18 protein-coding genes are annotated in these 17,198 nt (G+C 69.6%); 16 read left to right on the forward strand and 2 right to left on the reverse strand.

Annotated features, from left to right (window positions below):
• Positions 1-30 precede the first annotated feature (30 nt).
• Together ruvA and FZO89_RS17600 are read left to right on the forward strand one after the other, a co-directional pair.
• Entirely contained in the window at positions 31-618 is a 588-nt protein-coding gene (gene ruvA, locus FZO89_RS17595) for a Holliday junction branch migration protein RuvA (protein ID WP_149104766.1), read from the forward strand.
• A gap of 32 nt (positions 619-650) precedes the next feature.
• Positions 651-2,567, forward strand: a complete 1,917-nt coding sequence (locus FZO89_RS17600; RefSeq protein WP_149104767.1) for a potassium transporter Kup — start codon at positions 651-653, stop codon at positions 2,565-2,567.
• A 6-nt stretch (positions 2,568-2,573) separates the two neighbouring features.
• Here the strand turns inward: FZO89_RS17600 and FZO89_RS17605 are convergent, their stop codons facing one another.
• The gene (locus FZO89_RS17605; RefSeq protein WP_222928171.1) at positions 2,574-3,257 is read right to left on the reverse strand and encodes a potassium channel family protein; all 684 of its coding nucleotides are present in this window, start codon (positions 3,255-3,257) and stop codon (positions 2,574-2,576) included.
• The gene (locus FZO89_RS17610) at positions 3,250-4,581 is read right to left on the reverse strand and encodes a TrkH family potassium uptake protein (protein WP_222928172.1); all 1,332 of its coding nucleotides are present in this window, start codon (positions 4,579-4,581) and stop codon (positions 3,250-3,252) included. Before FZO89_RS17610 ends, FZO89_RS17605 begins: the two co-directional genes overlap by 8 nt.
• A gap of 251 nt (positions 4,582-4,832) precedes the next feature.
• Here FZO89_RS17610 and FZO89_RS17615 point away from each other — a divergent pair, with 251 nt between their 5' ends.
• The 14 genes from FZO89_RS17615 to ybgF all read left to right on the forward strand — a co-directional run bounded on the left by FZO89_RS17615 (position 4,833) and on the right by ybgF (position 17,197).
• The gene (locus FZO89_RS17615) at positions 4,833-5,840 is read left to right on the forward strand and encodes an LLM class flavin-dependent oxidoreductase (protein WP_149104769.1); all 1,008 of its coding nucleotides are present in this window, start codon (positions 4,833-4,835) and stop codon (positions 5,838-5,840) included.
• Between the two features lie 243 nt (positions 5,841-6,083).
• The gene (napE, locus tag FZO89_RS17620; RefSeq protein ID WP_149104770.1) at positions 6,084-6,251 is read left to right on the forward strand and encodes a periplasmic nitrate reductase, NapE protein; all 168 of its coding nucleotides are present in this window, start codon (positions 6,084-6,086) and stop codon (positions 6,249-6,251) included.
• 201 nt (positions 6,252-6,452) lie between these two features.
• On the forward strand, positions 6,453-6,755 hold the full coding sequence (locus FZO89_RS17625) for a chaperone NapD (RefSeq protein WP_149104771.1): 303 nt from the start codon (positions 6,453-6,455) through the stop codon (positions 6,753-6,755).
• A complete protein-coding gene (napA, locus tag FZO89_RS17630) occupies positions 6,752-9,253 on the forward strand; it encodes a periplasmic nitrate reductase subunit alpha (RefSeq protein ID WP_149104772.1) in 2,502 nt (833 codons plus the stop codon). The genes FZO89_RS17625 and napA overlap by 4 nt, the downstream gene beginning before the upstream one ends.
• 1 nt (position 9,254) lies before the next feature.
• A complete protein-coding gene (locus FZO89_RS17635; protein WP_149104773.1) occupies positions 9,255-9,767 on the forward strand; it encodes a nitrate reductase cytochrome c-type subunit in 513 nt (170 codons plus the stop codon).
• Positions 9,764-10,405, forward strand: coding sequence for a NapC/NirT family cytochrome c (locus tag FZO89_RS17640; protein WP_149104774.1), 642 nt, complete (start codon positions 9,764-9,766; stop codon positions 10,403-10,405). Before FZO89_RS17635 ends, FZO89_RS17640 begins: the two co-directional genes overlap by 4 nt.
• A 73-nt stretch (positions 10,406-10,478) precedes the next feature.
• Positions 10,479-11,519, forward strand: a complete 1,041-nt coding sequence (gene ruvB / locus FZO89_RS17645; RefSeq protein ID WP_149104775.1) for a Holliday junction branch migration DNA helicase RuvB — start codon at positions 10,479-10,481, stop codon at positions 11,517-11,519.
• A gap of 49 nt (positions 11,520-11,568) precedes the next feature.
• A complete protein-coding gene (ybgC, locus tag FZO89_RS17650; protein WP_149104776.1) occupies positions 11,569-12,027 on the forward strand; it encodes a tol-pal system-associated acyl-CoA thioesterase in 459 nt (152 codons plus the stop codon).
• Positions 12,024-12,815, forward strand: coding sequence for a protein TolQ (gene tolQ / locus FZO89_RS17655; RefSeq protein ID WP_149104777.1), 792 nt, complete (start codon positions 12,024-12,026; stop codon positions 12,813-12,815). The genes ybgC and tolQ overlap by 4 nt, the downstream gene beginning before the upstream one ends.
• A 12-nt stretch (positions 12,816-12,827) precedes the next feature.
• The gene (locus FZO89_RS17660) at positions 12,828-13,271 is read left to right on the forward strand and encodes an ExbD/TolR family protein (RefSeq protein WP_149104778.1); all 444 of its coding nucleotides are present in this window, start codon (positions 12,828-12,830) and stop codon (positions 13,269-13,271) included.
• On the forward strand, positions 13,261-14,244 hold the full coding sequence (locus FZO89_RS17665; RefSeq protein ID WP_149104779.1) for a TonB C-terminal domain-containing protein: 984 nt from the start codon (positions 13,261-13,263) through the stop codon (positions 14,242-14,244). Before FZO89_RS17660 ends, FZO89_RS17665 begins: the two co-directional genes overlap by 11 nt.
• 220 nt (positions 14,245-14,464) lie before the next feature.
• Positions 14,465-15,784, forward strand: coding sequence for a Tol-Pal system beta propeller repeat protein TolB (gene tolB / locus FZO89_RS17670; RefSeq protein WP_149104780.1), 1,320 nt, complete (start codon positions 14,465-14,467; stop codon positions 15,782-15,784).
• A gap of 114 nt (positions 15,785-15,898) precedes the next feature.
• A complete protein-coding gene (pal, locus tag FZO89_RS17675) occupies positions 15,899-16,375 on the forward strand; it encodes a peptidoglycan-associated lipoprotein Pal (protein ID WP_425480494.1) in 477 nt (158 codons plus the stop codon).
• Positions 16,376-16,384: 9 nt separating this feature from the next.
• A complete protein-coding gene (ybgF, locus tag FZO89_RS17680) occupies positions 16,385-17,197 on the forward strand; it encodes a tol-pal system protein YbgF (RefSeq protein WP_149104782.1) in 813 nt (270 codons plus the stop codon).
• The last annotated feature ends 1 nt before the right edge of the window (position 17,198 follow it).

Below are 17,198 nucleotides of genomic sequence, written 5' to 3' on the forward strand. Positions count from 1 at the left end.
TCACCAATCACCTGCCCGGAGGGCACAGCCATGATCGGTCGCCTCAAGGGCCTCCTCGTGCACAAGCAGCCGCCGTGGCTGGTGGTGGACGTGCATGGCGTGGGCTACGAGCTCGAGGCGCCGATGAGCACGTTCTACGACCTGCCCGAGGCCGGGCGCGAGGTGGCGCTGTTCACCCACTACGCGCAGAAGGAGGACAGCGTGTCGCTGTACGGCTTCCTCACCGACGCCGAGCGACGCCTGTTCCGCGACGTGCAGAAAGTCAGCGGGATCGGCGCGAAGATCGCGCTGGCGGTGCTCTCGGGCGTGGCGGTCGGCGAGTTCGCGAGGCTGGTGCAGACGGGCGACGTCGCCGCGCTGACCCGCATCCCCGGGATCGGCAAGAAGACCGCCGAGCGCATGGTGGTGGAACTGCGCGATCGCGCGGCCGATCTCGCCGCCGGCGCGCTGCCGATGCCCGCCAGCGGCCCCGCCGACCCGTTGTCCGAGGCGATCGTGGCCCTGCAGCAGCTGGGCTACAAGCCCGTGGAGGCGCAGAGGATGGCCAAATCGGCCGCTTCAGACGGTGATCGGGCTGAAATCATCATCCGCAAAGCGTTACAGTCCGCGCTTCGCTGACAGCCCCCACTGTCGCCGGATCCTCCACGAGCATGTCGCAAGTCACCCGCCCGCCGTCCCCGGCACCCGGTTCTCCCGTGCACGGGCACGGCAACATCGGACTCGCCGGACTGGTGGTCGGCGCGCTCGGCGTCGTCTTCGGCGACATCGGCACCAGCCCGCTGTACACCATCCGCGAGGCCTTCTCGCCGCACTACGGCCTGGTCGCCGAGCACGACACGGTGCTCGGCGTGCTGTCGATGATCTTCTGGTCGCTGACGCTGGTGGTGACGGTGAAGTACGTGACCATCATCCTGCGCGCCGACAACGACGGCGAGGGCGGCATCATGGCACTGATGGCGCTGGCACAGCGCTGCCTGCCGAAGGACTCGCGCCTGGCCTACCTGGTGGGCATCTTCGGCATCTTCGGCGCATCTCTGTTCTTCAGCGACGGCGTGATCACGCCGGCGATCTCGGTGCTGTCCGCGGTCGAGGGACTGGAGGTCATCTCGCCGCGCCTGCACAACTGGATCGTGCCGGTGTCGCTGCTGGTACTGGTCAGCCTGTTCGCCAGCCAGCGCTTCGGCACGGCGAAGGTGGGCCGGGTCTTCGGTCCGATCACCTCGCTGTGGTTCCTCGCGCTCGCCGCGCTCGGCGTCGCCAACATCCTGCACGAACCGGAAGTGCTGCACGCGATCAACCCGTACTGGGCCGCGCACTTCTTCGTCGACCATGCCTGGGGCGGGGTCTTCATCCTCGGCGCGGTGGTCCTGGCGGTGACCGGTGGCGAGGCGATCTACACCGACATGGGCCATTTCGGCGCCAGGCCGATCCGCTACGCCTGGTACTTCTTCGTGCTGCCGGCGCTGATGCTCAACTACCTGGGCCAGGGCGCCCTCGTGCTGGAGGACCCGGCCGCGATCCGCAACCCGTTCTACGTCGGCGTGCCGGAATGGGCGCGCTGGCCGATGCTGGTGCTGGCGACCATGGCTACGGTGATCGCCTCGCAGGCGGTGATCACCGGCGGCTTCTCGGTGGTGCGCCAGGCGATGCAGCTGGGCTACATCCCGCGCATGCGGATCAGGCACACCTCCAGCGACACCATCGGCCAGATCTACATCCCGGCGATCAACTGGACCATGATGGCGATCGTCATCGCGCTGGTGCTGGGCTTCCGCAGTTCCTCGGCGCTGGCGACCGCCTACGGCATCTCGGTGTCGATGACGATGCTGATCGACACCCTGCTGCTGGTGATCGTCGCGCGCGCGCTGTGGCCGCGCTGGCGGCGCTGGGTGCTGCCGCTGTGCGCGCTGTTCCTGGTCATCGACGCGGCGTTCGTGGTCGCCAACGGCGCCAAGATCCTGCAGGGCGGCTGGTTCCCGGTGGTGCTGGGCGCGATCGTGTTCACCCTGCTGCGTACCTGGCGGCGCGGGCGCGACATCCTGCGCGAGGAGATCCAGAAGGAAGGCATCCGCCTCGATGCCTTCATCCCCGGCCTGATGCTGGCGCCGCCGGTGCGGGTGGAAGGCACCGCGGTGTTCATGACCAGCGACAAGGGCGTGGTGCCGCACGCGCTGCTGCACAACCTCAAGCACAACAAGGTGCTGCACGAGCGCAACGTGTTCCTGACCGTCGAGACCCTGAGCGTGCCCTACGCGCACCGGCGCCTGAAGGTGGAGGAGATCGGCGACGGATTCCATCGCGTGCTGGTGCGCTTCGGCTTCATGGAGACGCCCGACGTGCCGCGTGCGCTGATGGCGGCCTGCGACGTCAGCGACCTGTGCTTCGATCCGATGGAAACCACCTTCTTCGCCAGCCGCGAGACGATCGTCTCCGGCGCGCACCGCGGCATGCCGGTGTGGCGCGACCGGCTGTTCGCGCTGATGCACCGCAATGCGGCGCCGGCGTCGGGCTTCTTCCGGATCCCGGGCAACCGGCTGGTGGAGCTGGGCACCCAGGTCGAGATCTAGCGCCGCTCAGGAGATCGCGGCGAACTTCTCCACCAGCGTGGTCGGGCCGGAGACGATCAGCACGTCGCCATCCTCGACCAGGGTGTCGGCGCGGGCATAGGCGAAGTCGTTGCGGCCGCGCTTGAGGCCGACGATGGTGATGCCGTAGCGCGTGCGCAGCGCGGACTCGCTCAGGGTCTTGCCCGCGGCCTCGCGCGGCGCCTGGGTCTTGGCGATGGCGAAGCCGTCGTCGAACTCGATGAAGTCGATCATCTTGCCGGTCACCATGTGCGCCACGCGCTCGCCCATCGCCGCTTCCGGGTAGACGACGTGGTGCGCGCCGGTGCGCTCGAGGATCCGGCCGTGCTTGATGCTGGTGGCCTTGGCCCAGATGTCGGGCACGCCCAGCTCCTCGAGCGCGAGCACGGTCAGCACGCTGGCCTCGATGTCGGTGCCGATGCCGACCACCGCGTGCGCGGAATCGTCCAGGCCGAGCTGGCGCAACGCTTCGGTGCTGGTGCTGTCGGCCTGCACCACGTGGGTCAGGCGGTCGGCCCAGCGCTGCACGATATCGGGGTTCTCGTCCACGCCCAGGACTTCGTGCCCCAGGTGCAGGAGCGAGGTGGCGACCGCGCTGCCGAAGCGCCCTAGGCCGATGACCGCGACGCTGCCGCCGTCGCGCCGTGGAACGATGGTCGGGGGACTAGCCAACGATGGGGCGCTCCTCTGGATAGCGGAAGGCTCGCGGACGCCGGCGCATGGCGAGCGCGGTGACCAGGGTGACCGAGCCGACGCGGCCGATGAACATCAATGCGATCAGGATAGCCTGCCCGGCAGGCGGCAGCGTGGCGGTGACCCCGGTCGACAGCCCGACCGTGGCCGAGGCCGAGATCGACTCGAAGATCGCATCCTCGACCGCCAGGTCGGTGACGCTCAGCAGCGCGAGCACGCCGAAGGCCAGCACGGTCAGCGCCATCAGCACCACGGCCAGCGCCAGGCGCAGGGCCTCGTCGGGAACGCGGCGGCGGAACACCACGGTGTCCTGGCTGCCACGCGCCTCCGCCCAGACCGCGTAACCGAGCAGCATGAAGGTCGTGATCTTGATCCCGCCCGCGGTCCCGCCACTGCCGCCGCCGATGAACATCAGCGCCCAGGTCACCGCCTGCGTCTCCAGCTGCATCGCGCCGACGTCGACGGTGTTGAAGCCCGCGGTGCGCGCGGCGATCGAATGGAACATCGCGCCGAGCACCCGCTCCGTGCCCTCCAGCGCGCCGAAGGTCGCGGGGTTGTGCCATTCGTAGGCGGCGATCAGCGTCGCGCCGCCGACCACCAGCAGCGCGGTACCCTGGAGCGTGAGCCGCGTGTGCACGGACCAGCGTCGCCAGTCGAGCGGGCGACGGCGCAGCTCGCTGAGCACCGGGAAACCCAGGCCGCCGAGCAACACCGCCAGGGTGAGCGGAACGATCACCAGCGCATCGCCCGCCCACGTGGTCAGGCTGTCGGAACGGGTCGAGAAGCCCGCGTTGTTGAACGCGGACACGGCATGGAACAAGCCCTCCCACAACGCCTGGCCCCAGGGCGCGCCGTGCGCGAAGTGGAAGCGCAGTGTCAGCGCGAGGGTGGTGGCGCCCTCGACCACGAGGGTGACCAGCACCACGATGCGCAGCACGTCGCGCACGTTGCCGAGCGATACCTCGCGGGTCTCCGCCTGCGCCGCCAGGCGCGATTCCAGTCCCAGCCTGCCGGCCACCAGCAGCCCGAGCAGGGTGGCGCCGGTCATGATGCCGAGGCCGCCGGCCTGGAACAGGCCGAGGATGATCCACTGGCCGAACGTGGACCAGTAGACGGGCGTGTCGACCACCACCAGCCCGGTCACGCAGACCGCGGAGGTGGAGGTGAACAGGGCCGTGAGCAGCGGCGCCCCGACGCCGGCGTTGCGCGCGGCGGGCAGCATCAGCAGCGCCGTGCCGATCGAGATCAGGACCAGGAACCCGAGCGGCACGAGCCGCGCGGGATGGCGAATGCCCTTGCGCAAGGCGGACTCCGGCGCGGGAACGGGCCGCGTCGGCGCGCATTGTGCCACCGACGGTCGCGTGCACGTCGCCACTGGAGGGGTCCGCGCCGTCATCGGCCGCTCGCAGCGTGCCGGCGCATGCTGCTACGTGCGCGCGTGTCGGATGCGACGCCGTCGAGCGCGGGCATCCCGGCCGGACGGGGCCGCCACTGCGACGCGATCTCCAGTCGATCCGCATTGGAAACGGCCGCGGGTTGCCCCATGTCTGGTCCATGACGACCTCCGGACCCGCCCCCGTCCCGTATTCCCTGCTCGACCTCGCGCCGGTCTGCGAAGGCAGCACCCCCGCGCAGGCGTTCGCGAATTCGCTCGATCTCGCGCGCCTGGCCGAGTCGCTCGGCTATACCCGCTACTGGCTGGCCGAGCACCACAACATGCCGGGCATCGCCAGCGCCGCCACGGCGGTGCTGATCGGGCACATCGCCGGGGGCACCTCGACCATCCGGGTCGGATCGGGCGGGGTGATGCTGCCCAACCACGCGCCGCTGCAGGTGGCCGAGCAGTTCGGCACGCTGGCCTCGCTGCATCCGGGCCGCATCGACCTGGGCCTCGGTCGCGCGCCGGGCACCGACCAGCCCACCACGCGCGCGTTGCGCCGCTACTACGCCGGCGCCGACGCGTTTCCGTCGGACGTCGCGGAACTGCTGCGCTATTTCGAACCCGCGCAGCCCGGGCAGCCGGTGCAGGCGGTGCCGGGCGCGGGCGTCGACGTGCCGGTCTGGATCCTCGGTTCGAGCCTGTTCGGCGCGCAGCTCGCTGCGGCGATGGGCCTGCCGTATGCGTTCGCCTCGCATTTCTCGCCGGCGGCGATGACCGAAGCGCTTGCGCTCTACCATCGCGACTTCAAGCCCTCCCGCCGCCTGCGCGCGCCCTACGCGATGTTGGCGCTGAACGTGGTCGCGGCCGACACGCGCGCGCAGGCGCAACGCCTGTTCACCACCCAGCAGCAGAGTTTCGTGCGCCTGCGGCGCGGCGCGCCCGGGCTGATCCCGCCGCCGATCGACGACATCGAGGCGTTCTGGACGCCGCAGGAAAAGGCGATGGTCGAACAGGCGCTTGCGTGTGCGGTCGTCGGCGACGCCGCCGACGTGCGCGAGGGCATCGCGGAATTCGCGGCGCGGCATCGCCCCGACGAACTGATGCTGACCGCCAACATCTTCGACCACGCCGCACGGCGCCATTCGTTCGCGCTCGCGGCCGAAGCGTTCCGGGCCCGCTAGCCGCGCGATGCGATCGTCCACACGTCGCACGGTGTCGCATGCGCGCTGACGGACCGCGCGATGACGCACCGTGCGATGACGCACCGTGCGATGACGCAATGCACGATGGCGGCGGCATGACCGTCGCAGCGTGACCGCCGTCGCTGTCGTGCGTGCCCACCGTCGGCCATGCTTGGACGCGGCGCCTTCGACGGGTTAGGGTAGGCGCCTGCAAGCCAGGTTCTCCACCGGGAGCGGTGCGCCTTGGATCCGAAGGCCGGACAGCCGAGCAAGCGACGGGAACTGATCCTGTTCCTGTTCATCACAGTGGTGCTGTTCCCGCTGCTGGCGGTGATGATCGTCGGCGGCTACGGGTTCGCCGTCTGGATCTGGCAGATGATCGCCGGGCCGCCCGGGCCACCGGGGATCTGAAGGGCGTGGACCTGCCTGCGCCCGTTCGCAACTGTCGGATCGCCCGCCTGGCCTCGCTGCCTCGATGCATGGGTGCCGGTCCGCGGCTGCGCGCGACGCGAACCCCGGCCGAGGTCACGCTGACCGGTGCGCGTGTCGTCCATGCGCCCGGTCGTCCTCCCGATGGCGATTCGTCGGCGACGCGGCCGAAGGCGGCGCCCGATGCCTGATACCGCGCGCGAATGGCATGTCGCCAGCCTGGTGGTCCGCCACCGGCCCGATGCGATCGCCGCGCTCGCGACCACCATCGGTGCGGCCGAGGGGCTCGAACTGGCGCTGCAGGACCAGACCCGCAGCGTGCTCGTGCAGGAAAGCGACGGCACCGCCGGACTGATGCGCAGCATCGACCTGCTCAACGCCGTGCCCGGCGTGTACGCCGTCAACCTCGTCTACCACCACGTCGAGCCGCAGGCGCCGCCAGGCCCGGCCGTCGCGCCGCCCGAACCACAGGAACCGCCACGATGAGCACCAGCCGCCGCGATTTCATCCGCAACAGTGCCATCGCCAGTGCCGCCGTCGCCGCGGGACTGCCGCTGCCCGCGCAGGTCGCCGACGCGGTGGTGGAAGGCGAGGGGCAGCTCAAGTGGAGCAAGGCGCCGTGCCGCTACTGCGGCACCGGCTGCGGCATCAACGTCGCGGTCCACAACGGCCGCGTCGTGGCCACGCATGGCGACGTGCATGCCGAGGTCAACCGCGGCCTCAACTGCGTCAAGGGCTATTTCCTGTCGAAGGTGATGTACGGGGTGGACCGCCTGACCACGCCGCTGCTGCGCAAGAAGGACGGCGTCTACGACAAGCAGGGCGACTTCACCCCGGTGAGCTGGAACGAGGCCTTCGACGTGATGGCGGAGAAGTTCCGGGCCGTGCTCAAGGCCAAGGGCGGCGACGGCATCGGCATGTTCGGTTCCGGCCAGTGGACGGTGTGGGAGGGTTATGCGGCGAACAAGCTGATGAAGGCCGGGTTCCGCAGCAACCACATCGATCCCAACGCACGCCACTGCATGGCATCCGCCGTCACCGGCTTCATGCGCACCTTCGGCATGGACGAACCGATGGGCTGCTACGACGACATCGAGGCGGCGGACGCGTTCGTGCTCTGGGGCTCGAACATGGCCGAGATGCACCCGATCCTGTGGACCCGGGTCACCGACCGGCGGCTGTCGCATCCGCACGTCAAGGTCGCGGTGCTGTCCACGTTCGAGCACCGCAGCTTCGACCTGGCCGACATCCCGATGGTCTTCAGGCCGCAGACCGACCTGGTGATCCTCAACTACATCGCCAACCACATCATCCGCACGGGCAGGGTCAATCGCGAGTTCGTCGACAGGCACACCAGCTTCAAGCGCGGCAACGACGACATCGGCTACGGCCTGCGCCCGGAGCACCCGCTGCAGGTCCAGGCGAAGAATGCCGACGACCCCAATGGCGGCACGCCGATCGACTTCGACGCGTTCGCGCGCTTCGTCGCGCCGTACACGCTCGAGCGCGCGGTGGAGATGACGGGCGTGGAGCGCGGCTGGCTGGAGAAGCTGGCCGAGCTCTACGCGGATCCGAAGGTCAAGGTGATGTCCTTCTGGACCATGGGCTTCAACCAGCACACGCGCGGCACCTGGGCCAACAACATGGTCTACAACATCCACCTGCTGACCGGGAAGATCGCAACGCCAGGCAACAGCCCGTTCTCGCTGACCGGGCAGCCCTCGGCCTGCGGCACCGCGCGCGAGGTCGGCACCTTCAGCCACCGCCTGCCGGCGGACATGGTGGTGACCAATCCCAGGCACCGCGCCATGGCCGAGGAGATCTGGAAGGTCCCGCCCGGCACCATCAAGGACAAGATCGGCTATCACGCGGTCGAGCAGAACCGTGCGCTCAAGGACGGCAAGCTCAACGCCTACTGGGTGCAGGTCAACAACAACATGCAGGCGGCGGCGAACATGCTGGAGGAGGGGTATCCGGGCTACCGAAACCCCGACAACTTCATCGTCGTCTCCGATGCCTACCCCACGGTGACCTGCCAGGCCGCCGACCTGATCCTGCCGACGGCGATGTGGGTGGAGAAGGAGGGCGCCTACGGCAATGCCGAACGGCGCACGCATTTCTGGCACCAGCTGGTCGATGCCCCCGGCGAAGCGAAATCGGACCTGTGGCAGCTGATGGAGTTCTCCAAGCGCTTCACCACCGACGAGTGCTGGCCCGCCGAGACGCTGGCGGCCCATCCCGATTTCAGGGGCAAGACCCTGTTCGAGGTGCTGTTCCGCAACGGCAAGGTCGATGCGTTCGGCGTGGACCAGATCGAGGCCGGCTACGCCAACCACGAGGCGGACGCCTTCGGGTTCTACGTGCAGAAGGGCCTGTTCGAGGAGTACGCCGAGTTCGGCCGCGGCCACGCCCACGACCTGGCGCCGTTCGACACCTACCACCAGGTCCGCGGCCTGCGCTGGCCGGTGGTGGACGGCAAGGAGACCCTGTGGCGCTACCGCGAGGGCGCCGACCCCTACGTCAAGCCCGGCACCGGCTTCGAGTTCTACGGCTATCCGGACGGCCGGGCGGTGATCTGGGCCTTGCCCTACGAACCGCCGGCCGAGTCGCCGGACGACGAGTACGACCTGTGGCTGGTCACTGGCCGCGTGCTCGAGCACTGGCATTCGGGCTCGATGACCGGGCGCATCCCCGAGCTCTACCGCAGCTTCCCCTCGGCGGTGGTGTTCATGCATCCGGACGATGCGCGTGAGCGCGGCTTCAAGCGAGGCGACGAGGTGTCGGTGGCCTCGCGCCGCGGCGCGATGCGCACGCGGGTGGAGACGCGCGGCCGCAACCGCATGCCGCGCGGCGTGATCTTCGTGCCCTGGTTCGACGCCGCGCAGCTGATCAACAAGGTGACGCTCGACGCGACCGATCCCATCTCCAAGCAGACCGACTTCAAGAAATGCGCCGCGCGGGTCGTGGCGGTGGGAGGGGCCTGACATGCGCGCGATCCTGCTGCTGTTGCTCCTGCCCGTGCTGCTGGCCTGCGGCCGCGATCGGGATCCGCGTCCGCAGGTGGTGGCGCCGGCGCCCGAGGTCGGCGCGCGCGGCAATCCGGCGCAGGACATCGACGGGCTGCGCCGGCATGTGCCGATCACCAGCGAGATCACGCCGCTGCCGATGGCCAACCCCGAGAACTTCGACATCCGTCGCGGCCGCGCCTATCCGATGCAGCCGCCGACGATCCCGCACAGCATCGACGGCTACCAGGTCGACCTCAACTCGAACCGCTGCATGCTCTGCCACGCGCGCAGCACCGCCGCCCAGTTCCAGGCGCCGGAGGTCAGCGTGACCCACTACATGGACCGCAACGACCAGTTCCTGGCCGAGATCTCGCCGCGACGCTACTTCTGCGTGCAGTGCCACGTGGTGCAGACCAACGCGCAGCCGCTGGTGGCCAACGGCTTCCGCGACATCGACAGCCTGCTGCGGTCGGAGCGCGAGCTGCAATGAGGCTCTTGCGCCGTATCGCGGACGTGCTGCGCACCTTCTGGCGCCAGTTCAACGCGCCGGCGCGGTACCTGAGCCTGGGCTTCCTGACGCTCGGCGGGTTCCTGGCCGGCGTCATGTTCTGGGGCGGCTTCAACACCGCGCTGGAGATCACCAACACCGAGGAGTTCTGCACCAGCTGCCACGAGATGCGCGACAACGTGTTCGAGGAACTCAAGACCACGATCCACTACAGCAACCGCTCGGGCGTGCGCGCGACCTGTCCCGACTGCCACGTGCCGCACGACTGGACCGACAAGATCGCGCGCAAGATGCAGGCGTCCAAGGAGGTCTGGGGCAACATCTTCGGCACCATCAACACCCGCGAGAAGTTCCTCGACCAGCGCCTGGTGCTGGCCACCCACGAATGGTCGCGGCTCAAGGCCAACGACTCGCTGGAATGCCGCAACTGCCACGACTACGACTCGATGGACCTGACCCGACAGGCCAGTCGGGCCGCCAGGACCCACCGCACCTTCCTGGCCACGGGCGAGGCGACCTGCATCGACTGCCACAAGGGCATCGCCCACAGGCTGCCGGACATGACCGGGGTGCCCCAGGGCGTGCAGGCGCTGCCGGCCGAGGACGCCGCGACCCACTGATGCCGCTGTGACGGCCCCGCCCGGCGCGTCCGTCGACGGTGCGCCGGCCGGGGTGCCATGCGACCATAGCGGCATGGAAGAGCAACGCATCATCGCCGCCGGCGCGACCCGCGAGGACGACGCCATCGAGGCGAGCATCCGGCCCCGGCGGCTCGACGAGTACCTCGGCCAGCAGCCGGTGCGCGAGCAGATGTCGATCTACATCGAGGCCGCCAGGGGCCGGGCCGAAGCGCTCGACCACGTGCTGATCTTCGGCCCGCCGGGCCTGGGCAAGACCACGCTCAGCCACGTGATCGCCAACGAGCTGGGGGTGAACCTGCGGGTGACCTCGGGGCCGGTGATCGAGAAGGCCGGCGACCTCGCCGCGCTGCTCACCAACCTGCAGCCGCACGACGTGCTGTTCATCGACGAGATCCACCGCCTCTCGCCGGTGGTCGAGGAGGTGCTGTACCCGGCGATGGAGGATTTCCAGCTCGACATCATGATCGGCGAGGGTCCCGCCGCGCGTTCGATCAAGATCGACCTGCCGCCCTTCACCCTGATCGGCGCCACCACCCGCGCCGGCCTGCTGACCGCGCCGCTGCGCGACCGCTTCGGCATCGTCCAGCGGCTGGAGTTCTACAGCGCCGAGGAGCTGGCGCGGATCGTGCGCCGCGCCGCGCGGATCCTCGGCATCGACTGCGTCGACGAGGGCGCGGTGGAGATCGCGCGGCGTTCGCGCGGCACGCCACGCATCGCCAACCGCCTGCTGCGGCGGGTCCGCGACTACGCCCAGGTCCGGGCCGAGGGACGCATCGACCTCGCGATCGCCGATGCCGCGATGAAGATGCTCAAGGTCGACCCGGAAGGCTTCGACGAGCTCGACCGGCGCCTGCTCAACCTCATCATCGAGAACTTCGACGGCGGCCCGGTGGGCGTCGATTCGTTGGCCGCGGCCCTGAGCGAGGAGCGCGGCACGCTCGAGGACGTGATCGAGCCCTACCTGATCCAGCAGGGCTTCCTGGTCCGCACCGCGCGCGGCCGGATGGCGACGGTCAAGGCCTGGCGGCACCTCGGGCTGAAGCCCAGGCGGGATTCGGAATTGGGGATTGGGGATCCGGAGGGGTTGTTCTGATGCGCGGCCAAGCTTCGACGCGGGCGTCGGACTCGCGAAGGCAGCGCTCTTGAGTTCCGAATCCCCCATCCCGAATCCCGAATCCCGTGCGTTCAGCATCCCGACAAGGGTCTACTGGGAAGATACCGACGCCGGTGGTGTGGTCTATCACGCGCAGTACGTGGCGTTCCTCGAGCGCGCGCGCACCGAATGGGTGCGTGCGCTGGGGTACGGCCAGGACATGCTGCGCCTGTCGCACGATCTGGTGTTCGCGGTGCGGGCGATGCGGATCGATTTCCGCAGGCCCGCGCGGCTGGACGACGCGCTGCAGGTGACGGTGTCGCTGCGCCGCTGCCGTCATGCCAGCGTCGTCTTCGCGCAGTCGATCCTGCGCGACGGCGAACGCCTGCTCGACGCGGAGGTGCGGTGCGCGGCGCTGGACGCCTCGACGTTCCGTCCGCGCGCGATCCCCGAACCGCTGTACCAGCAATTGAACCGCCTCGTCGAACCCGGAGCCGAAGACGAATGACCCCCCTCGCGATGCTGCTGCAGGCCACCCAGATCGAGCCGCTGCCGGAAGAGGCCGCCGCGACCACCACGGCCCTGGCCGAGGGCGCGGACGCCGCGGCCGTCGCCGCCCACTCGGGCATCAACTACATCGACCTGATGCTCAAGGCCAGCCTGCCGGTGCAGTTGATCGTGCTGCTGCTGCTGGTCGGCTCGCTGATCAGCTGGGTGATCATCTTCCGCAAGGCGCGCATCTTCAAGCTCGCCAACCGCGAGGCCGACGAGTTCGAGAGCCGGTTCTGGTCCGGCGCCGACCTCGGCAAGCTGTATTCGGCCGCCACCGACCGCAACCGCCGCGTCAGCGGCCTGGAGGCGATCTTCGAGGCGGGCTTCCGCGAGTACGCGCGGCTGCGCGAGAAGCGCGGGTTCGACGGCCGCGCCCAGCTCGAGGGGGCGCAACGCGCGATGCGGGTCAGCTACACGCGCGAGGTCGACCAGCTCGAACGCAACCTGGAGCTGCTCGCCAACATCGGTTCCACCGCGCCCTACGTCGGCCTGGTCGGCACGGTCTTCGGGATCATGGTCACCATGCACGACATGCTCAACAGCGGCGAGCAGACCGGCATCGCCGCGGTCGCCCCGGGCATTTCCGAGGCGCTGTTCGCGACCGCCATCGGCCTGTTCGTCGCGATCCCCGCGGTGTGGGCCTACAACCGCTTCACCATGCGCGTCGAGCGCCTCGCGGTGCGCTACGAGAGCTTCGCCGAGGAGTTCAGCACCATCCTGCAGCGCCAGGGTTCGATCGAGTAGTCGGAGCGCCCCATGGCCGGAAGCATCATCCACCGCAAGCGGCGCAAGCTGAAGTCCGAGATCAACGTCGTGCCGTACATCGACGTGATGCTGGTGCTGCTGATCATCTTCATGGTGACCGCGCCGCTGCTCACCTTGAGCGTCGACGTCAAGCTGCCTTCCTCGACCGCGCGGGCGATGCAGGACCGCGAGGAGCCGGTGATCGTCATCGCCTATCCCGACGGCCGGCTGGGGCTGCAACTGCCCGGCGACGACAACCCGCGCGTGATCGACCGCGCGCAGATGGAGGCGATGCTGGCCCCGATCCGCGCCCAGCGCGGCAGCGATTTCCGGGTGATGGTCGCGGCACAGGGCGATGCCCCCTACCAGCGCGTGATCGACGCGATGGACGTGCTGCGCCGCGCGAACGTCAGCAACGTGGGCCTGTGGACCGACGCGGGGAGCGATGCACGCTGACGCCTTCCCGCGTCCCGCCCCGGCGCAGGACGAAGGGCTGGGCCGGGCGATCGCCTGGGCCGTCGTCGTGCACGTGCTGGTGGTGGCGATCCTGCTGCTCTCGCCGCTGCTGAGCTGGGACCCGGACCGGATCAGCGTCGCCGGCGCGCCGTCGATGGAGGCGGTGCTGGACGTGTCGAGCACCGAACAGCAGGCGGTGGAACGCGCGCTGTCGCTGGAACCCGAACCGTTGCCGGCCCCGGTCGTGGAGCCGCTGCCGGAACCGCTGGAGGAGGAAGTGTTCCCGCCGCCACCGCAACCGATCCCGGAACCGGTGCCCGACGAGGCGCCGGTCGAGCGCCAGCCGACGCCGCAGGAGCGCGTGCCGGAACCCGAGCCGGTGAACCAGGACGAGGTGCGCCGCGACGCCGAGGCCGAGCGCGCGCGGGTCGATCGCGAGCAGGAGGAGAAGCGCCGCCAGGAGCAGATCGACCTGACCGAGCGCCAACGCCAGGAAGAAGCCGAACAGAAGCGTCGCCTCGCGCAGCAGCAACTGGAGAAGATCCGCGCCGAGCGCGCGCGCGAAGAGCGGCAGGCGCGACTCGCCGAAGAGCGGCTCAAGCAACTCGCCGACCGCGAGGCGCGGCAGGCCTCGCAGCAGGCGGCAGCGGCCAGCGCCCCGCCGCCACCCGGCAACCAGGGCGTGGATGCGGGCCTGTCGGCGCGCTACGCCGCGGCGATCCAGGACGCGATCCTGCGCAACTGGACGCGTCCGGAAACGGTGCCGCTCGGCCAGCGCTGCCGCATCGTCATCCGCCAGATCCCGGGCGGCGAGGTGGTCTCGGCCGAGGTCGATCCGTCCTGTCCCTACGACGAATTGGGCCGACGCTCGGTCGAGGCGGCGGTGCTCAAGGCGCAGCCGCTGCCGTACGTGGGCTTCGAGTCGGTGTTCCAGCGTACGCTGCTGCTCAACTTCGCCGCGCAGGATCGCTGACACGGCTCCGGCCCTCTCAACGCCTTCACGCCTGGCCCGATATGAGTCTGTCCCGGTGCGGGGCGCCGTTCTGCGTGGCGGGCAGTCGTGGATGCACGGCTTGCGCCGGCTGCGGCCGGTCGTCGCGATGTCGCGGAGTCCACCTCCGTTCATCTTCGCGTACCGATTCGCGGCCAAGCTGTGGCCCGCTTCCTTTCCGACCGTGTCCAGGAACCTACCGATGACCTTTGCCAAACGTTGTCTGCTCGCCATGCTCGCCGTGTTGCTGCCGTTCGCAGCGGCCGCGCAGCAGCAGGGGCTGGAGATCGACATCATCGGTGGCAACGCCTCGGCGCTGCCGATCGCGGTCGTGCCGATGCCCTACCAGGGCGGGGCGACCGCACCCGAGACCGACGTGGCGGCGGTGGTCCGTGCCGACCTCGAGCGCTCCGGCCAGTTCCGCACGCTGCCCGAACGCGACATGGCCAGCCGCCCGACCACCGGCGCCGAAGTCGACTACCCGGCCTGGCGGGCGCTGCGCCAGGACTTCCTGGTCATCGGCCGCGTGGTCGATGCGGCCGAGGGCAGCTACCGGGTCGAATACGAGCTGTTCGACGTCGCCAAGCAGCAGCGGCTGCTCGGGCTGGCGATGACGGCGCGCTCGAGCGCGATGCGCGACGTCGCCCACCAGATGGCCGACGCGATCTACGAGAAGATCCTCGGCGTGCGCGGCGCGTTCTGGACCCGGATCGCCTACGTCACCGCCACCGGGGCCGGGCAGGGCAGCCGCTACGCGCTGATGGTCGCCGACGCCGACGGCTACAACCCGCAGACCGTGGTGCGCTCGAACGAGCCCCTGCTGTCCCCGGCATGGAGCCCGGACGGCCGCAAGCTGGCGTATGTCAGCTTCGAACGCGGCAACTCCTCGATCTACATCCAGGACATCACCACCGGCAGCCGCGAACTGGTCTCCAGCTTCCGCGGCATCAACAGCGGCCCGGCATTTTCCCCGGACGGCAGCCGCCTGGCGCTCACCCTCTCGCGCAGCGGCAACCCCGAGATCTACGTGATGAACCTGGGCAGCAAGGCCCTGACCCAGATCACCAACCAGTTCGGCATCGACACCGCGCCGGCCTGGAGTCCGGACGGCAACAGCCTGTACTTCACCTCCGACCGCGGGGGGCGGCCGCAGATCTACCAGACGCCGGCTTCGGGCGGTGGCGCCACCCGGGTGACCTTCGAGGGCAACTACAACGCCGACCCGAGCATCTCCTGGGACGGCCAGAAGATCGCCGTGGCACAGGGCGCCGGCAACACCTACCGGATCGCGGTGATGGACCGCAGCCTGGGTTCGCCCCGCTGGTCGACCCTCTCGCCGGGCTCGCTGGACGAGTCGCCCAGCTTCGCCCCGAACGCCAGCATGCTGCTCTACGCGGCGCGTGAAGGCCGACGGGGCGTCCTGTATGCTGTCTCGGCCGATGGACGCGTCCGTCAGCGCCTTGTCCTTGCGGACGGCGACGTACGCGAACCGGCCTGGGGTCCGTATCGCTCGCAGCGCTGACATTTTCTGCACAGCCTGTCCATCAACCTGAACGTCCGTAACAAAGCCCGAGGATCGACGAGAATGAACACCAACAAGCCCGCCGTGCTTGGCAAGGCCCTGCTGATCGCGGTGATGTGCGTCGCCGCAGCCGCCTGTTCCAAGAAGGTCAAGGAAGTCCCGCCCGACACCGGCCCGTCCACCGGCGGCGTCACCGATCCGGCCCCGACCACGCCGGGTGCGTACGGTCCGTCCGACCTCGATACCGATGCCTGCCTGCGCCAGCGCGTGGTCTACTTCGACCTGGACCAGGACGCGCTGCGTCCGGAGTTCCAGGCCGCGATGGCCTGCCACGCCAAGTACCTGCGTGACCGTCCGTCCTCGCGCATCACCCTCGAAGGCAACGCCGACGAGCGCGGCAGCCGCGAGTACAACCTCGGCCTGGGCGAGCGTCGCGGCAATGCCGTGTCGTCGGCCCTGCAGGCCAACGGTGGTTCCGGCGCCCAGCTGACCGTGGTCAGCTATGGCGAGGAGCGTCCGACCTGCACCGAGTCCGGCGAGGACTGCTGGGCCCGCAACCGTCGCGTCGAGATCGTGTACACGGCGAAGTAAGCGGCACAGATGCGCGCCATCATCGTTCCAATCGCGTTCGCGGCGGCCCTGGTGGCCGCCGCGCCCGCGTTCGCCCAGCGGGCCAGCCTGGCCGATCGCGTGGCCGCGCTCGAGTTGCGTGCCGCCGACAACCAGGGCAACGTCGATCTGCTCAACCAGCTGACCGCCCTGCGTTCGGAAGTGCAGGCGTTGCGGGCGCAGATCGAGGAACTGCAGCAAACCAACGAACAACTCAGGTCGACCGGTCGCAGCCAGTATCTCGACCTCGACGGCCGCCTCAACCGGCTCGAGGGCGGCATGCAGCAGCCGGTGCAGCCCGGGCAGGAGGGGGAGGCCCCGGTCGGTTCGCCGACGGCACCCGCTGCCACGACCGGGCCGAGCGACGCCCCGCCGTCGGTCCACGGCGATCCCGGCCTGCTCGCCAACAGCGCCGACGAGCGCGGCGCCTACGAGACCGCGTTCGACGCGCTCAAGGGCGGCAACTACGCGGAGTCCGCGCAGTTGTTCCAGGCGTTCCTGCAGGCGCACCCGGAGGGCGTGTACGCGCCGAACGCCCGCTACTGGCTGGGCGAAAGCTATTACGTGACCCAGAACTACGATCTTGCGCGCGAACAGTTCCAGGCGCTCGTGGATCGCTATCCCACCCACGACAAGGCGCCCGGCGCACTGTTGAAGGTCGGCCTGTCGCAGTACGGACTGCGCGACCTCGATGGGGCGGAGGACACCCTGTCCCTGGTCGCGAACCGGTTCCCGGGAACAGACGCGGCGCGCACCGCCGAGGATCGGCTGCACGCGATCCAGCTGGCGCGGGCGACGCGCTAGC

Source organism: Luteimonas viscosa (assembly GCF_008244685.1).
In the GTDB taxonomy this organism is placed as follows: domain Bacteria; phylum Pseudomonadota; class Gammaproteobacteria; order Xanthomonadales; family Xanthomonadaceae; genus Luteimonas; species Luteimonas viscosa.

Coding starts and splice junctions, on each gene's coding strand:
- FZO89_RS17615 (WP_149104769.1), top strand. CDS start 4,833: ATGACGACCTCCGGACCCGCCCCCGTCCCGTATTCCCTGCTCGACCTC.
- FZO89_RS17640 (WP_149104774.1), top strand. CDS start 9,764: ATGAGGCTCTTGCGCCGTATCGCGGACGTGCTGCGCACCTTCTGGCGC.
- ruvB (WP_149104775.1), top strand. CDS start 10,479: ATGGAAGAGCAACGCATCATCGCCGCCGGCGCGACCCGCGAGGACGAC.
- ruvA (WP_149104766.1), top strand. CDS start 31: ATGATCGGTCGCCTCAAGGGCCTCCTCGTGCACAAGCAGCCGCCGTGG.
- FZO89_RS17635 (WP_149104773.1), top strand. CDS start 9,255: ATGCGCGCGATCCTGCTGCTGTTGCTCCTGCCCGTGCTGCTGGCCTGC.
- ybgF (WP_149104782.1), top strand. CDS start 16,385: ATGCGCGCCATCATCGTTCCAATCGCGTTCGCGGCGGCCCTGGTGGCC.
- tolB (WP_149104780.1), top strand. CDS start 14,465: ATGACCTTTGCCAAACGTTGTCTGCTCGCCATGCTCGCCGTGTTGCTG.
- FZO89_RS17665 (WP_149104779.1), top strand. CDS start 13,261: ATGCACGCTGACGCCTTCCCGCGTCCCGCCCCGGCGCAGGACGAAGGG.
- FZO89_RS17600 (WP_149104767.1), top strand. CDS start 651: ATGTCGCAAGTCACCCGCCCGCCGTCCCCGGCACCCGGTTCTCCCGTG.
- FZO89_RS17660 (WP_149104778.1), top strand. CDS start 12,828: ATGGCCGGAAGCATCATCCACCGCAAGCGGCGCAAGCTGAAGTCCGAG.
- tolQ (WP_149104777.1), top strand. CDS start 12,024: ATGACCCCCCTCGCGATGCTGCTGCAGGCCACCCAGATCGAGCCGCTG.
- FZO89_RS17625 (WP_149104771.1), top strand. CDS start 6,453: ATGCCTGATACCGCGCGCGAATGGCATGTCGCCAGCCTGGTGGTCCGC.
- napA (WP_149104772.1), top strand. CDS start 6,752: ATGAGCACCAGCCGCCGCGATTTCATCCGCAACAGTGCCATCGCCAGT.
- pal (WP_425480494.1), top strand. CDS start 15,899: ATGTGCGTCGCCGCAGCCGCCTGTTCCAAGAAGGTCAAGGAAGTCCCG.